Origin of the sequence: Pseudoalteromonas sp. 3D05 (assembly GCF_002723455.1) — a bacterium.
Classification (GTDB): Bacteria; Pseudomonadota; Gammaproteobacteria; order Enterobacterales; family Alteromonadaceae; genus Pseudoalteromonas.
The window spans coordinates 6,991-23,155 of the sequence record NZ_PDUS01000001.1 but is presented as its reverse complement, the minus strand read 5'-3'; the positions used below and the strand labels follow the sequence as shown (position 1 = coordinate 23,155).

The 16,165-nt window shown below is 41.3% G+C and carries 13 protein-coding genes; 8 read left to right on the top strand and 5 right to left on the bottom strand.

Features of this window, described 5'->3' with window-relative positions; translation table 11 throughout:
- The first annotated feature begins 86 nt into the window (after positions 1-86).
- From CSC79_RS00100 to CSC79_RS00080, 5 genes are all read left to right on the top strand, one after another.
- On the top strand, positions 87-3,080 hold the full coding sequence (locus tag CSC79_RS00100) for a TonB-dependent receptor (RefSeq protein ID WP_099292735.1): 2,994 nt from the start codon (positions 87-89) through the stop codon (positions 3,078-3,080).
- 216 nt (positions 3,081-3,296) lie between these two features.
- Positions 3,297-4,343, top strand: coding sequence for a proline racemase family protein (locus tag CSC79_RS00095; RefSeq protein WP_099292733.1), 1,047 nt, complete (start codon positions 3,297-3,299; stop codon positions 4,341-4,343).
- A complete protein-coding gene (locus tag CSC79_RS00090; RefSeq protein ID WP_099292731.1) occupies positions 4,340-5,425 on the top strand; it encodes a Xaa-Pro peptidase family protein in 1,086 nt (361 codons plus the stop codon). The genes CSC79_RS00095 and CSC79_RS00090 overlap by 4 nt, the downstream gene beginning before the upstream one ends.
- A gap of 1 nt (position 5,426) precedes the next feature.
- Positions 5,427-6,371: an ornithine cyclodeaminase family protein gene (locus tag CSC79_RS00085; RefSeq protein WP_099292729.1), complete on the top strand. Its 945-nt coding sequence runs from the start codon at positions 5,427-5,429 to the stop codon at positions 6,369-6,371.
- Positions 6,372-6,459: 88 nt separating this feature from the next.
- Entirely contained in the window at positions 6,460-6,774 is a 315-nt protein-coding gene (locus CSC79_RS00080) for a hypothetical protein (protein ID WP_237113925.1), read from the top strand.
- 48 nt (positions 6,775-6,822) lie between these two features.
- Here CSC79_RS00080 and CSC79_RS00075 read toward each other — a convergent pair whose 3' ends face one another.
- Genes CSC79_RS00075 through CSC79_RS00065 form a run of 3 tightly spaced genes read right to left on the bottom strand, consistent with a single transcriptional unit; the run spans position 6,823 to position 8,549 of the window.
- The gene (locus tag CSC79_RS00075; RefSeq protein WP_099292725.1) at positions 6,823-7,443 is read right to left on the bottom strand and encodes a flavin reductase; all 621 of its coding nucleotides are present in this window, start codon (positions 7,441-7,443) and stop codon (positions 6,823-6,825) included.
- A 9-nt stretch (positions 7,444-7,452) separates the two neighbouring features.
- Positions 7,453-8,184 (bottom strand): SDR family NAD(P)-dependent oxidoreductase, encoded by a 732-nt coding sequence (locus CSC79_RS00070; RefSeq protein ID WP_099292723.1) that lies wholly within the window; start codon positions 8,182-8,184, stop codon positions 7,453-7,455.
- Positions 8,184-8,549, bottom strand: coding sequence for a DUF393 domain-containing protein (locus CSC79_RS00065; protein WP_099292721.1), 366 nt, complete (start codon positions 8,547-8,549; stop codon positions 8,184-8,186). The genes CSC79_RS00070 and CSC79_RS00065 overlap by 1 nt, the downstream gene beginning before the upstream one ends.
- 218 nt (positions 8,550-8,767) lie before the next feature.
- Here CSC79_RS00065 and ppc point away from each other — a divergent pair, with 218 nt between their 5' ends.
- Entirely contained in the window at positions 8,768-11,413 is a 2,646-nt protein-coding gene (gene ppc, locus CSC79_RS00060) for a phosphoenolpyruvate carboxylase (protein WP_099292719.1), read from the top strand.
- Here the strand turns inward: ppc and CSC79_RS00055 are convergent, their stop codons facing one another.
- The gene (locus CSC79_RS00055) at positions 11,414-13,465 is read right to left on the bottom strand and encodes an ATP-binding protein (RefSeq protein WP_099292717.1); all 2,052 of its coding nucleotides are present in this window, start codon (positions 13,463-13,465) and stop codon (positions 11,414-11,416) included. It abuts the gene before it with no gap.
- Positions 13,466-13,717: 252 nt separating this feature from the next.
- On the opposite strand from CSC79_RS00055, the gene CSC79_RS00050 reads away from it, so the two are divergent.
- A complete protein-coding gene (locus CSC79_RS00050; protein WP_099292715.1) occupies positions 13,718-14,095 on the top strand; it encodes a hypothetical protein in 378 nt (125 codons plus the stop codon).
- A 49-nt stretch (positions 14,096-14,144) separates the two neighbouring features.
- Positions 14,145-15,074, top strand: coding sequence for a cytidine deaminase (gene cdd / locus CSC79_RS00045; RefSeq protein ID WP_099292713.1), 930 nt, complete (start codon positions 14,145-14,147; stop codon positions 15,072-15,074).
- On the opposite strand, the gene udp is transcribed toward cdd, so the two are convergent.
- A complete protein-coding gene (gene udp, locus CSC79_RS00040; RefSeq protein ID WP_099292711.1) occupies positions 15,075-15,830 on the bottom strand; it encodes a uridine phosphorylase in 756 nt (251 codons plus the stop codon).
- Positions 15,831-16,165 lie beyond the last annotated feature (335 nt).

Genomic DNA, 16,165 nt, shown 5'->3' with positions numbered 1-16,165 from the left:
ATTGTATACAATATGTAATGAGTGTATATTTTTTGCGTCGAGGTTAGCTGGACGATAAAAAATCAACAGGATCTAAGGAACATTCAATGTTTACATATAATAAAAAACAGACACGGGGACTTGGCGTTAAAACGCTATTGGCATCAGCCGTTACTGCTGCATTAATGATGGCACCAGCCGCGCAGGCGGTTGACGGTAGCAGTGTGGTAAAAGGGCACGTTGTTGCTCAATCTGGCACTGATTTAATCGGCGCAACCATAACACTCAAGCATAAAAGCAAAGGGTTGGTTTATACCATTACCAGTAATGCTGATGGTGACTATTTGTTACGTAATGTACCTGTTGGTACCTACGACGTTACTATCGTAAAAGATGGTTACCAAACCATGGTTGAAGAAAATGTAGCGGTAACAATTGGTCAATCAATTATTCTTGATGTTCAGCTTTATAAAGCTGGCGCAGACATGGAGCGTATTGCTGTTACTGGCGCTGCAATTCGTCGTGTTGATATGGCGTCATCTACATCAGGGTTAACTTTTAGTGATGCAGAGCTTAAAGCTATGCCAGTTAATACAGGCTTTGAGAGCATTGCTTTACTTGCGCCAGGTACCGCTGCACCTGGTGGCTCTAATTTTAAAGGCGCATCAAGCTTTGGTGGTTCATCAGCTGCAGAAAATGGCTACTATTTTAATGGCTTAAATGTAACGAGTATTCGTACTGGTTTAGGTTCCATTCGTCTTCCTTGGGAAGCTATATCCCAAACTCAAGTTAAAACCGGTGGTGTAAGCCCTGAATTTGGTGGTGCATTAGGCGGTATTGTAAACGCTGTCTCTAAGTCGGGTGATAATGACTTCAAGTTTGGTGCAGAAGTACGTTGGGATCCTGATAGTCTTCGTAGCCAACATGACTCCATATTTCAAGACAGTGGAACCATTAGTACTAATACTCAGCAGAGTAGTTACGATTTTAAAGAATTACAACTTTGGGCCAGTGGTGCGATTATTGAAGACACCCTGTTCTTTTATGGTTTGTTTGCTCCGCGCAGAGAAGAGTCTAACAGTGCTGGGCAAACTACGTTCTCTGATTTTGAACGTGATGAAGACCGTTGGTTTACAAAAGTAGATTGGTTTATTAATGAAGATCATTCGGTTGGTTTTTCTGCAATGAACAATAAACGTACTTGGACAAATAAAACATTTGGCTATAGCTGGCAAGACAATACTGTGGGCGATCAGCAAGGTGTAGATGCACCAGGCGAAGATGGCGGTAATGTATTCAGTATTAACTATAATGGTTACCTCAGTGATACTTTTTCTGTGTCAGCTGTTGTTGGACGTGTTACTGAAAATGTTGAGAATGTTGTAGCATCATCAAACCCTGGTGTTTGGGATGAAAGAAATGGGTTTGTAACCCTAAGTCAGCATACAAATTCAGGTGTCACGGAAGAAGAGTATATTCGTGACCAAGCCAGAATTGATTTTAACTGGGATTTGGATATGCATTCAATCCAGTTTGGTATTGATTACACCAATGTGAAGGTTGATTTCTTTGAAGGTCAAAATGGGGTGGGTGATGCACAGGGCTGGTGGACAGTTAAAACTGCTGGCGAGAATGATGTATCGAGTGCTGCATTAGGAAGTGACTTCATTGAAAGACGAGTACGTAGCCGTGAAGTAGATTCAGACACAACTTCATTAGCATTTTATGTTAACGATTCATGGCAAGCAACTGATAATTTAGTGCTTAATATGGGATTACGTTATAGCCAATTTGAAAATACGGTGACAGATGGCCGTGCATTTGTTGATATCGATAATCAAATAGCACCTCGTTTACAAGCTATTTATGATGTATCGGGTGATGGTAGCGCTAAAATATTTGCCACGTACGGGCGTTATTTTCAGCCAGTATCTGCGAACATGAATATTACACAAGGCTCTGCATCAATTGAATGGTTTGAATACTTTGAATTAGATCAATTAGAAGGCAATGGCTCACCTTCTTTATTAGCTGATGGTTCGCCTAGTAGAGGTGATATGTTGCGTGATAGACGCTGGCGTCAACGTGGTATTACAGAGCCTGGATTAATTGCATCGTCTTCATTAAAACCAATGTACAGTGATGAGTTTACAATAGGTTATCAACAAGAAGTTTTTGACACTATGTCTGCTGGTGTACGCGCAATTTATCGAGACCTTGGTCGCAGTGTTGAAGATACCGATGTAGGCCCTGTTTTAGCTAAAAAGTTAGCAGAGATGGGTATTACTGATAACGTAGGGCAGGGCTCTTACTATGTGTTGAATAACCCAGGTGAAGCGATTCAAATGTCGTATGACTTTGATGGTGATGGGGAAGTTGATAACGTTAATTTAAGTGCTGATGAGCTAGCACTTGCCGAAGCTCAACGTAAGTATGTGGCGCTTGAGTTCACTTTAGATGGCAATGTAACCGATGATTTGCGTATCAATACATCGTACACATGGTCACATAGCTATGGTAATACCGAAGGTTTAGTTAAAACGGATAATAACCAAGCCGATCCAGGTTGGACGACTTCTTATGACTATGGCGATTTAATGGATCATGGTTATGGTAACTTACCAAATGATCACCGCCATGCTATTAAGTTCAGTGGTGCATATAATATTACCGATTCACTGACCTTAGGCTTAGTTGCGCGAACAACATCAGGTCGTCCAAAAAGCTATTTTTCAGTTCACCCGGAAGGTGTTGATAGTTGTGAGCAAGGTAGCCCGTGGGATGCGTGTGTGAGTAAATACTATGGTCAAGCATCGCACTATGATGAAAACGGCAACCCTGCACCACGCGGAAGCAAAGGTAATTTACCTTGGGTAACTAATGTGGATATGTCATTAACTTACTATACAGACTTCTTTGGCTCTGACATGACCTTAAAAGGCACTGTATTTAACTTATTTGATGGTGATAGTGCGGTATCTATCAACGAGGCACGCTCTAGAGATGGCGCCAATGGCTTAGAGCTTAACCCTGATTATGGTTTAGTTACAGGTCGCCAAGGCGCACGCTATGTTTCATTGACAGCGCGTATAGAGTTTTAATTTTCCCTGGTAAAACGCTGTAAGAACTCAGCTTTAGCATCTCATTACCGTGTAGGCGAGTGCTAAAGTTGAGTTAATGTTTAAGCACATTCTCATTAAGAGCAACACAGCCTTGATGCCGGGCAGGTAACTGTTCGGCATTTTTTGTAGTGAGTTATTGGCATTTGTTCTACAAAAATAAAGGTACATTGCATACAAAAATAACAAAGGATAATTATGACCCCTACTTTGTTTTCTTACTGGCAGCAGCCGCACTCAGATTGGTTACATATCCACACCCTTGATATGCATACAGGCGGTGAGCCATTACGCATTATTTTAGATGGCTTTGAACAGTTAAAGGGGCACACCATGTTAGAAAAACGGGCTGATTGTTTGGCGCGTTTTGATGACTTACGAAAAGCCTTAATGTTTGAACCCAGAGGTCATGCAGATATGTATGGCGCCGTAATTACCTCTGCCGAACGATCGACGAGTCACTTTGGCGTACTGTTTTTACATAACGAAGGCTACAGTACCATGTGTGGGCATGCCATTATTGCATTGGCCACAGCCGCTAAAGACTGCGCCGATTTTGATTTTAAGCAAGGCATAAACGAACTCAGAATAGACACTCCAGCAGGACTTATTAAAGCCTATGTAGCGTTAAATGGTGAGCAATTAGAACAGGTGTATTTTGATAACGTAGCCAGCTACGTTGAAAAATTAGGCTTATCAATTGAGTTACCCATGTTCGGCCCTTTAGAGTGTGATATCGCATTTGGTGGCGCTTATTATGCATTTGTAGATGCAGACACCATCGACTTAAATTTAACCCCCAGTAATCATGAACAAATTATTAGTCTTGGCAAAGCAATAAAGCAGCAAGTTAATAGCTATTATCAACCTAATCATCCAGTTGATAGTGAACTGAGTTTTTTATACGGAGTTATTTTTTACTCCAACTCGCAAACTACGCAGGGTGTATTTAGTCGGCATGTGTGTATTTTTGCACAAGGTGAACTAGACCGCAGTCCGACTGGCACTGGCGTAAGTGCTCGTGCTGCGCTTGAGCATACAAAAGGACGTTTATCGGTGCATCAGCGCATTGGCATTGAAAGTATTTTAGGTTCTGTTTTTACGGTTGAAGTAAGTCAATTATGCCAGTTTGAGTCCATTCCCGCGGTTATTCCGCGCGTTAGTGGCAGCGCGCATGTGACCGGTAAACATACATTTTTAATTGATCCCCGCGATCCCTTAAAGCAAGGATTTATATTTCGATGAACGATCACTTTTTACAACGTCAGCAATTAATTAAACAAAAAATGGCGCGACAGAACCTGAATGCTTTTTTGGTATTAGGGCACGAAAACATTCGTTATTTAACAGGGTTTAGTGGTAACGCGGCATACGCTTTAATCACACAGGATTCGCAAGTTTTAATAACTGACTATCGCTACTTTGAGCGTGCTCAAAATGAGTGCCAAGGCTTTGAGGTGATCAGCAGAGATCGTGATAACGAAAGCTTAGGCCAGTGCATTGCACGGTTTTTAACTGTTAATAGCCAGCTTGGCTTTGATGCCGCTTTTATTAATGTGGCGCTTTGGCAGCAAGTCGCGGCAGATTTACATACGCATACACTTTTGCCGATTCAAGGACTTGTTGAGTCGCTCAGAATGATTAAAAACGACTGGGAGGTTGGCCAAATAAAAGCAGCGGCGGCCATTGCAGATGAGGCATTGGCTCAGACGCTGCCCTATTTTAAAGAAGGTGTGACTGAGCGTGATTTAGCTCTCGAGCTTGAGTTTAGAATGCAGCGACTCGGTTCAGAAGGTATGTCGTTTGCGACTATTTTAATGTTTGCAGAGCGCACATCGCTTCCGCATGGCAGCCCAAGTAGTCGCGCACTCAAAATTGGTGACGCAATTACGTTGGATTTTGGTGCTGTGATTAATGGTTATCGTTCTGATATGACCAGAAGTTATGTATTAGGCGAGGCATCAACTAAACAACGCACACTATACAATACGGTGTTCAATGCACAGCAAGCTGCGATTGACTTACTTAAACCGGGTGTTCATTGCATTGAATTACAACACGCTGCACAACAGATACTAGACGACTCCGGTTATGGGGCGTTTTCAGGTCAGGGTCTAGGCCATGGGTTAGGCCTGTTTTTGCATGAGCAGCCATTCATTAATAGCCATTGTGCCCATGTACTTGAGTCGGGCAACGTAATCACTATTGAACCGGGTATTTACATTCCAGACTTTGGCGGTGTGCGTTTAGAAGAAGATATTTTAATAACAGCTAACGGGTTTGAAGTGTTAACTCATGCGCCAAAACCCTTTGAGTTGGCACCTTAATATGCAAATTATCGATAAAACACAAATAGATAATGCACTCAATTTCGAGACGCTATTAAGTGCGATGCAAACTGGGTTTGCACACGATTTTAGTATGCCAAAGCGTAACGTGTACCCGTTAGATGAGAGTAATGATAACCACGATGCGTTTGCGGTTTTACCAGCCTGGAATGAGCAAGTAATTGGGGTAAAAGCGTTTACGTATTTTCCGAATAATGCTCAATCAGGGTATGAATCTTTGTACTCTAAAATTATGCTGTTTTCACGTCAGCATGGAGAGCCGTTAGCATTAGTTGATGGCACGCGTATAACGTTATGGCGAACCGCGGCTGTATCAGCTTTGGCGAGTCGCTATCTTTCGCGAGAAGACAGTGGCCATTTAGTATTTTACGGTAGCGGTAATTTAGCTGAGTATATGATACGCGCTCACCTTACGGTTAGAAGTATTAAGCGTGTAACTTTAATTGCGCGTAACCTGCAAAAAGTGACGGCTTTGCAAGCACGTCTACAAAACATATTTGAAGATGTTGAGTTTGTTATTGGTCAAAGCAATGAGGCAACAATTTACAGTGCCGACATTATAAGTTGTGCAACGGGTGCATCAGCGCCTTTGTTTGATGGAAATTGGCTAAGGGAAGGAACGCATGTTGATTTAATTGGCAATCATAACTGTGACGCTCGCGAATGCGACAGCGTAACGATAAGTCGCAGTCAAGTGTATGTCGACAGCCGCGCTAATGTGTTAGCTGAAGCCGGAGAGCTTTTAATTCCGATTAAAGAAGGGGTGTTTAGCGAACAAGATGTGTGTGCTGAGCTTGATCAGTTAGCACAAGAAAACAACTATGCACGCGTTAACGAAATGGATATCACGTTATTTAAATCAGTAGGCACAGCGTTGAGTGATTTAATAGCCGCTAACCATGTATATCAATCTCTTCAAGGTTAAAAAAAGAATGAGCAGTGTGTTATTAATTTTAGGTATATGTTTTATGTGTGCCGGCCTTTTACCCTTGTTACGTTGGTTCAAGAGCAAAGTGAGTAAGCATCATTGGCGAGTATGTGAGATTGATAATATCACTGTCGCGGTTAATAACCGCATTGCATCATTAGAGCTGGCGCAGCAACAAACCATGATGGTGAGTTTTTGGTTTGAAGGTCATATTTATAGCGTGATGGTGGATTACAGTGAATCGCTTTTCTTACGATTTAAGCAAGAAAAACCGTGCACCATATTAGTCGATACCAATAACCCACTCAATGTGTATAGCAATATCTATATGTGGCATGGTTTTGCTCTATCATGGTTGTTAGCGGGTTGTGTGTTAATTTTAGCTAGTTACTTAATCTAAAAGGGGGGCCGGAATACATCTCCAGACACCCCGCTAGGGAAGCTTGAGTTACTCGTTTTCTGGCTTTTTAGCGTATGGCAAACGCATTAAATGACGGGTTTTGTGGTAACTATCTAGTCCACTTATTGCAACTGTATTGATGGTTTCAAGGTCTAGAAAACCATCATCCATCACAGCAACGTCGTCAACGTGTATATCCATAATTTCACCGATCACTAATTCGGTACCATTTACTTTCAGGTGATGGTTTTCTACAAATTTAACTGCGTATTTTAGTCGACTTTGCTCTACAAATGGCGCCTTAAAATCAGCCAAGTACTGAGGAGTAAGCCCAGTCGCGGTAAACTCAGATTCATCTTTGTCATACCGTGCTGATGTTTGATGGGCTTGCTCTACAATATTGCTGTTTACTTGATTGATAGTAAACACACCCGTTTCAAGTATATTTTCAAACGTATGGCGAGGAACACTGTGCGGGCGCATGATCATACCTACCAGTGGAGGGTGTGCACCTAAGTGGATCACTGAACTTACAATAGCAAGATTAGTGTTGCCATTGCTATCTTGTGTACCAATAAGGTTAGCGCTTTTGTAACCCGATAAAGAATTAATCAAATGAGTGCGGTAATGTTTTTCAAAGTTATTAATTTCGGCTTTAGTTATATGCATAGTGGATCCTTACCAGTTAATAGGTTGACCTTGCCAGTCAATGTAAGCAGGTTTGCCAATCTCGGTGAGTGTTTCTGGGTGCTGTAGTAGCATAAAGAGTTGAGAAGCAACAAACTCTGTTGTAAATAGCTTTCCTTCAGGAACGTTTCTTTGAAATGGTTTTGATAAATGTGTATCTGTTGTACCAGGATGAAACAAAACTAAACGTGTTTGTTTTGCACGACGTTTAAGTTCTATAGCAGCAGTGCTAAATAACATATTTAACGCCGCTTTAGAGGCTCGGTAGCTGTACCAACCACCCAGTCCGTTGTCAGAAATACTGCCTACTCTTGCGCTTAATGCGGTAATCGTACACGGCGTTTTGTGAGTTAATAAGGGCGCAATGGCCTGCAGGCAAAGTATGGGTGTTAATGTGTTGGAATCAATAAGTGAATTGAAATACGACGCGTCTAGTTCCTCTAGTTTTTTTTCAGGCATGACATCGCCATAATGCAGTTGGCCGTTAAAAATAACCACTTGATGAGGCACCATTTCTCTGCTTTTAAGTCTATTTGTTAATTCAGATAAGCTTTGTTTTGAGTAGTCCGTGATAAAATGTTCTGTCTTTTGGCTATCGTCACTTTTAATTGAGCTTCGGCTAACGCAAATGATCTTTGCATCTGGATTGCTGCGATAAATTTCGCTGATGTACGCCTTAGCAATACCACTACTTGAGCCAAATAATATATACACTGGGTTCATTATTTTATCCTGCAACTTGTTCTACACACTAAAGACGATATTTGTACCCGGTACTTTGCAAATACCCAGTAACCGGCATCAGCGAAAGAGCGAATAACGGGTAGCTGTAATATTTTTAACCAAGAATGTTTTCCGACAGCCTGCCAAGCTGCGAACGTCACATCTAAACCATAAATCATTTCACCGTTTTCACGTTGACCATGAAGATAACCCATTGCATCTGAGCGTTTTATATTTTCAAAGCGTTGTTCAAAATCATCTTTATTAATATCTTCGAGCGTAATTTTATTCTCTTTATCAGCGCGTTTGAGTGATTGCATCTCTTTGGCACATAAAGGGCAATTGCCATCGTAAAATATGATCATAAGCAACAAAAAAATTGACGGTACGTTATTTTATGTTACGAAATAGAATATGCTTTGGATCTATTCAATTGCTCGTTTGAATGATATTAATAGAGGCACAGAATAAAAATATAAGCTTATACCGACTTTTGTTTCTACTCTCACTCCACGGTTTAAAGTCCGGTTAAGTTTATAATTAGTACCCTCAGGGTCGAATCATCAACAATGGAGTATTTGGAATGAGTGAACAATATGCCGCCTTGCGTGGGAACGTCAACTTACTAGGTCAATTACTGGGCCAAACAATTAAAGACACCCAAGGACAAGCGATTTTAGACAAGGTAGAAGAAATTCGTGCTTTGGCTAAATCATCACGCACAGGTAACGAGCAAGATCGCCAAGCCTTAATTGATGTATTGCATGCGTTAACAGATGAAGAACTTTTACCTGTCGCACGTGCATTTAATCACTTTTTAAATTTGGCTAACGTTGCGGAACAATTTCACACTATTTCACGTTTTAATGATGTTGGTTTTTGCCAGCTTAGCCCCCTTACGCAAACCCTAAAAGCGTTATCGAGTCAGGCTGTGCAAGGTAAATTGAACCCGAATGAAATTGCCGAAAGCTTATCTAAGCTGCACATTAATTTAGTTTTAACGGCGCACCCCACTGAGGTGACCCGCCGGACAATTATCAATAAACATGTTGAGTTGAGCGAGTGCCTTGCTTCACTTGAACGCACCGATAACCTGCCTTACGAGCGCGAAAACATTTTAAATCGCATTGCGCAGTTGATAAGCCAAGCATGGCATACCGATGATATTCGCCGCTCAAGGCCTACACCAATTGATGAAGCTAAATGGGGCTTCGCGGTAATTGAAAATAGCCTATGGCATGCGGTACCGCGTTTTTTAAGAGATTTTAGCAAAGAGGTTAAAGAACACCTTGATTTAGAATTACCAAATGATTACAGCCCGCTTGAGTTTACTTCGTGGATGGGCGGGGACAGAGATGGAAACCCGTTTGTAACGTCACAAGTGACACAACAAGTGCTTGATCATGGTCGATGGATGGCGCTTGATTTGTACAGCCGAGATATTGATACGCTCAGTACAGAACTTTCGATGTCACAAGCCAGTGATGAGCTAGTCAAACTAGCAGGGCAAGACTTCGAACCGTACCGCGCTGTGTTAAAAACGCTAAAAGCACAAGTAAGCGAAACTGTCGCGCACCTTGGCGCTAAAATAATGAATAAGCGCTCTGATGCACAAGACATTGTCACGCATATTAATCAAATCAAGCAGCCGCTTGAGGTCTGCTATCGCTCATTATTAAAAACAAATATGAGTGTTGTAGCAGATGGCCTTTTGCTTGATGTGCTTCATCGCATCAATAGTTTTGGTATTCGTTTAGCTAAACTTGATGTTCGTCAAGATTCTTCGCGTCATGCTGATGTGTTTTCAGAGTTGACTCGTTATCTAGGGCTAGGGGATTACAACCAATGGCAAGAAGAAGATAAGCAAGCGTTTTTACTTGCAGAGCTTAACTCTCGCCGTCCACTTATACCAAAGCATTGGCAGCCGAGCTCCGATGTGCAGGAAGTGCTCGACACATTTGATGTGATCGCGAAACAGGATGCGTCAACGTTCGGTTTGTACGTTATTTCAATGGCACGCACAGCATCTGATGTTCTGGCTGTACAGTTGTTACTAAAAGAAAGCGGTTGTCGCTTTAAGCTCCCAGTTGCACCGTTATTTGAAACGCTTGATGATTTAAATGCAGGGCATAATGTCATCACCCAATTACTTGATAATACTTGGTATCGTGGTCAAGCAGACGGTGTACAAAATGTCATGATTGGTTATTCAGACTCTGCAAAAGATGCAGGAATGATGGCCGCCGGTTGGGCGCAATATGAGGCAATGGACAAGCTTGTACACTTAGCTAAAGAGCGCGACATAGAATTAGTCTTATTTCATGGCCGCGGCGGTACTGTGGGTCGTGGTGGGGCACCCGCTGCACAAGCACTGCGCTCACAGCCACCAGGGTCGTTGAAAGGGGGATTACGGGTTACGGAACAGGGAGAAATGATCCGCTTTAAATTTGGTTTACCTAATGTTGCGCTTGAAAGTCTCAATATTTATGCAGGTGCTGTGCTTGAAAGTAACTTATTACCGCCTCCAGAGCCAAAAGATATATGGCGTGATGTGATGGCGCTGATCAGTGAAAAATCATGTGAGCATTATCGTAATGTGGTGCGCTTTGATGAAAACTTTGTTCCTTACTTTAGAATGGCAACACCAGAGCAAGAATTGGGTAAGCTACCTCTTGGCTCGCGCCCTGCTAAACGTAATCCAAACGGTGGTGTTGAAAGCTTACGCGCCATTCCATGGATTTTTGCATGGAGCCAAAATCGTTTAATGTTGCCTGCATGGCTTGGTGCATTAACAGGTTTACAAGCGGCACTTGAAAAGTATGGTGTTGATACACTCAATGAAATGAGTCAACAGTGGCCGTTTTTTAGAGCACGCTTAGAGATGCTCGAAATGGTGTTTAGTAAAGCTGATAGTTGGCTCAGTGCTCATTACGACGATGCGCTTGTTGAAGCTCAATATAAACCGTTAGGCACGCAGTTACGTAACGAACTTAAAGAGGCGATAGCGCTGGTTCAATCGCTCAGTCCGCAGCACACACTGCTTGCAGGGCAGCCTTGGATTAAAGAATCAATTGGCCTTCGTAACCCTTACACGGACCCACTTAATGTTCTGCAAGTTGAACTTTTAAAGCGTTCTCGTGAAGCCGAAGAAGGAGGCTCTAAAGACATTGATAATGCTTTAATGATTACCATGACGGGCATTGCCGCAGGCATGCGTAATACTGGCTAATTAGTACAGACTTTGATGAGCTTTTGTGTGCTCTTTTGCAGACAATTGGGCATCAATAGGTAGGTCTATTCTAAAACATGCGCCGTACTGACAGGGGACGGCGCTTATATTTCCAAATAATTGATATTTAACTGCATTAAATACGACATTCAAGCCAAGACCTAGGTGGTTTCCCCCTAAGTTAGAGGAATAAAATGGCGTGAAAATGTCATGTATTATTGAATTATCAATCCCACTGCCATTGTCTGTAAACGTGATAATAACGCTATAGCGCTCCTGCTTAATATGTACTGCAATAAGTGCGTTGTCGACGTTTTTGAAACCGTGTTCATATGCGTTAATAAGTAATGTTTTAAGCACATCACCAATAACTGAAGGCGATGACGTGACTGTTACCTCGTCTCCCGTAACTTGGTAACCAATTTCAATAATGAAGTAGTCTTTTAATGTTTCAAGCCGCTTATTTATAAACTGCTTGAGCTCAAATGACTTCATTGGTTTATCAGTTGAATTAGCAACATTAAGCGCTTTAAATTGTTCAATCATATCTGCAACCCGGCTAATATTGTTGATGACTAATTGTTGGGCTTCAACAGCATTTACTATGAATTGATGAAAGTCGGTGGCGCTCAAAGTTTTACTTTTAAATTTATGCTCGAGTTGTTGTAGATTTTCTGCAATGTAGGTAATTGCGGTGGTGGCTGTACCAATTGGTGTATTAAGTTGATGCGCCATGCCTGACACAAGCACCGTTAGCGAAGCTATTTTTTGTGCTTCAATTAAATTTGTTTGCGTTTTTTCTAATTTAATTAAGGTATTGCTTAAGTGCTGTTTACGTTTGAGGATGTTGGAGATCGCAAAAATAGACCCAATACAAATAATCACTAGTGATATTGCCACACTCAGAGCTAAATTTTTGAAGGCAGTTGCTCTTTGGGTTTTTAATTGTTTTTCGCGCGTGAGTTCGGCTATTTGCATTTCTTTTTCATTTGTTTCTGCTTCGGCGAGTGCTTTAGCAAGATTTACATCTGCTTGGCGTTTGATTAGTTCTTTTTCAGCGGCACTATGTTTTTTAAATGACGCGATAGCAAGCTTATTCAGCCCTGATGCTTCAAAGAGTTGCGATTCAAATTCGTAAACGTTTGCAATAAACAATAAGTCATCGTTACGCGTATCATCATTGGTGATCTGTGACAGCGCGAGTGAAGCGCGTTCATTATCACCCATAGCCGCATAAATTTTTGCTAATTCAAAGCGTGCTTTATGTTGATCAATAATCAAGTTTTGCTCAGTAAAAATTGCTAAGGATTGATTAATCAAAGTTAAGGCAAGAGAATAGTGTTGTTCAGCATGTTGGATCTGAGCCATAAGTAAGTAATATTCAGCTAATAGATAATGAAACTGATGCAGCTCTATCACTTTAACAATATCGGTGAGCAATGTATTTGCTTCACTGTATTGCTGTTTAGCAATTAAGGTTTTGGCTAAGTTCACAGTTGCAATAACCGTGTCCAGCGGCTTGTTTGCTTTATCTAAATAATCAATATAGCGTCTAAAAGTTTGCTCGGCTTCATCTAGCATGTTTAGTGCAAAGTAAACTTCTCCAATGTTACTCAGTGTTTGATTTTTAATATCGTCGTTTAAAAGCGCGGAATATTTTAATGCTTCTGCAAGGTGCTCAAGAGCAAGTGCATGAAGGTTAAGCTTAATATATACGCCCGCTAAAATGTTGTAGTAACCATACATCAAGCCTTGTTTAGTCGATTTCTCTGCCAAATGCTTGTAGGTAACAAGTGTTTTCATGGCGTTTGAGAACTGTTTGGCCTCGAGTTGAAACCAGGCTTTGTAATTAAGTAAAACTAACCGCTGATCAGGCGTAAAATCGTCACTGGATAATTGATCTTTTAAGCTCGCCAGTGCGGTATGAGGGCTCTGTGCATAGTTGTCACGAATTTCATTACGTAATTTCTCAAACTCGTTATTATCTAATGGGGTGGCAATTGCGGGGGAAAGGCAAAGCAACAGGGTAAACAGAAACACAATTTTTCGCATAAAATAGTACCGTTTACACCAATCCTTAATAAAGTTGGATTCATTATAAAGTGTATAGGACGTGGTAAACCTCAGAATATTCTCAATTTCGCTTAAGAAAATTAGTACTTTTTTATGTTTTAAAGCCCTGGTCTGACCTGTTGGTATGATATCTCTTGACTAAAACTAATAAAAAACTACAATACCACGCCTTTTGTTGAATAAGAGTTTTTCTTATTTAGCTTAACCTGTTTTAATTCGACCGAGCCGTAAATGTCAAATATCTCAACATGCATCACATTTGATGCATCAACATCATTAATTATGATGACATTGCGAGGGACTGCGTCAGCACAGGATGTGATTAATTTTTATCAAATAGCGCAACAACATGTTGCTATGTACGGGAGCAACAAGTTACTTGTTGATGTATCTGAGGTAACGCATAATTTTCCTGCGAGCGATTTATTAAATATTATGCCTGTTATTTCCAATTGGTTAAAACATTGCACTGTGGCAAGAGTTGTTAGCTTTGATGGATTTATGCACGATTTGTTTTTACAAAAAGCGAAACGGTTTGAAATCACTGCTGAAAACTTTGAATGTTTTAGAAGTGCGAAGACATGGCTTGAAAATCAATCTGGTAATTAGCGACTGGACATTTTACACTGTGAAGCCATTAGATAAGTAAAATGTGTTTATGATTCCATCAACATCTTCTTCGCCTATAAATTCAATAACAGGGCAAACGCATCTATTTGATGAACCAAAGCGCGATGCGTTGTTCAATCAAGTAAAATTACAAAGAGGTAGGCTGACTACCGATGATATAAATAATCTATGTAGTGAGTATTCACTTACCCAAGAGCAGTTGCTAAAAGCGTGTTTGCCAATAGCATCTTTGTTTGCAGTAGCACCTGTGTCACACTTTTTTGTCGGGGCAGTTGTACTTGGCCTTGATGAGAATAAGCAGGTAAACTTTTATTTTGGCGCCAATGTAGAGTTTACAAATCAACCATTGAGTTTAGTGGTGCATGCTGAGCAATCAGCGATTAATAATGCATGGCTTAATGGGGCTAAATCGATTGTTAAAATAGCAATCAGTGATGCGCCGTGCGGTTATTGTCGTCAGTTTATGAATGAACTTGCAGATGCCAGTACCTTTGATATTTTGCTACCAAACCAAGATTATAAACTCAATGAGTTATTACCAGCTGCGTTTGGGCCCACTGATCTGGGTAATGAGTACAGCTTATTTAACCCCGCTCCAATTACACAAAGTGTAGTCGGTCAAGATGGGGTATGTGGCAGCTTAATCGATGCCGCATTAAATGCGTATGTGCCTTATACAAAAAATTTCAGCGCAGTAAAAATTACCACGTTTGAGCAGGGCAGTTTTTATGGTCGTTACGCTGAAAATGCCGCTTATAGTCCAAGCCTTGCGCCACTGCAAAGCGCAATTAGTCAGTTGTATTTAGCTGGTTTACACATGGATGCCCAAACAATACAAAAGATAGAGTTATTACAGACCAAAGGTGTTGAAAATCAGCAGCAAGTCAGTGAGGCTGTGCTGGCAAGCTATGCTAACTTACCAGCAATGAATGCGTATAGTATTGAGTTAGTCGACTAATTAATTTAGTAGTACTTTCGCAGCTTCAAGTACCACGGCAACCGATTTTCTCTCAATCTCGCCGTGGTCTACATTTGGTATTTCTTGACGAGTACGGTTTACTAACACACCCGCAACGCACGCCGCTTTAAGCCCTAATGCTGCACACATTGTAAATAATGTGGCAGATTCCATCTCGTAATTCATTACGCCGAGCTTCTGCCATTCTTCACAACTGCCTTGGAATGCTTTTGGTACGTAGCCTGAATAGGTGTCGTAACGCTCTTGACCTGGGTAGAACGTATCGCTTGATGCGGTGATACCAATGTGAAAATCAATGCCCAAATTATTACATGCCGTTACCATTGCTTGCGTAGCAAAAAAATCAGATACAGCAGGGTAGTTAAGTGGAGCAAAGTGCTGGCTAGCGCCATCTAGACGAACGGATGCTTGGCTTATTAAAATATCGCCTTCATTAATATGAGGCTGAATTGCACCTGTAGTACCAATTCTTAAAAATGTCGTTATACCAAGTTGAGCAAGCTCTTCTACAGCGATAGAGGTAGATGGCCCACCAATACCTGTTGAACAAATAACCACTGATTGACCACTGAGTGTGCCTAAATACGCATGGAACTCTCGGGTGCGAACAAGGCAACGAGGGTTTTCTAAATGTTCAGAGATACGAGCAGAGCGATCGGGATCGCCTGGTACAATTGCTAAAGTTGCGCCTTGCAAATCATCGCGAGTGAGTCCTAAGTGAAATACCTTTTCCATAGTGGTGCTGCCTTATCATTACTTTTTATAATTAACGCTTAACAACGCTAAGTTTATAAGGAATTGTTGTCAATCTATCATCATTACGATTAAGAGTAGCGAAGTACAGGACGGATGTCCGTTTATATTCAAACAGTGCCAAGGTTTAAGTTTCAGTTAGCATTAAAAGCGGTTTAAGCAAGGCATTGATTGCAAGCAATAATGATTCTAATGTTAAAATCATTAACACAGCATCAATGCAAAACAGGCGCTGCTCTTTGGGTTCTGCCTAGGGGCGGTTTACTCTTTGTTGCCTACATGGGTGATGGTAAGGGGCGTGAGCAGGACGCGCAAGC

Bases quoted from the DNA above. Each gene is read 5' to 3' on its own strand.
- CSC79_RS00085 (WP_099292729.1), top strand. From the start codon at position 5,427: ATGCAAATTATCGATAAAACACAAATAGATAATGCACTCAATTTCGAG.
- CSC79_RS00100 (WP_099292735.1), top strand. From the start codon at position 87: ATGTTTACATATAATAAAAAACAGACACGGGGACTTGGCGTTAAAACG.
- CSC79_RS00095 (WP_099292733.1), top strand. From the start codon at position 3,297: ATGACCCCTACTTTGTTTTCTTACTGGCAGCAGCCGCACTCAGATTGG.
- CSC79_RS00065 (WP_099292721.1), bottom strand. From the start codon at position 8,549: ATGATCATATTTTACGATGGCAATTGCCCTTTATGTGCCAAAGAGATG.
- CSC79_RS00055 (WP_099292717.1), bottom strand. From the start codon at position 13,465: ATGCGAAAAATTGTGTTTCTGTTTACCCTGTTGCTTTGCCTTTCCCCC.
- CSC79_RS00070 (WP_099292723.1), bottom strand. From the start codon at position 8,184: ATGAACCCAGTGTATATATTATTTGGCTCAAGTAGTGGTATTGCTAAG.
- ppc (WP_099292719.1), top strand. From the start codon at position 8,768: ATGAGTGAACAATATGCCGCCTTGCGTGGGAACGTCAACTTACTAGGT.
- CSC79_RS00050 (WP_099292715.1), top strand. From the start codon at position 13,718: ATGTCAAATATCTCAACATGCATCACATTTGATGCATCAACATCATTA.
- CSC79_RS00090 (WP_099292731.1), top strand. From the start codon at position 4,340: ATGAACGATCACTTTTTACAACGTCAGCAATTAATTAAACAAAAAATG.
- udp (WP_099292711.1), bottom strand. From the start codon at position 15,830: ATGGAAAAGGTATTTCACTTAGGACTCACTCGCGATGATTTGCAAGGC.
- cdd (WP_099292713.1), top strand. From the start codon at position 14,145: ATGATTCCATCAACATCTTCTTCGCCTATAAATTCAATAACAGGGCAA.
- CSC79_RS00075 (WP_099292725.1), bottom strand. From the start codon at position 7,443: ATGCATATAACTAAAGCCGAAATTAATAACTTTGAAAAACATTACCGC.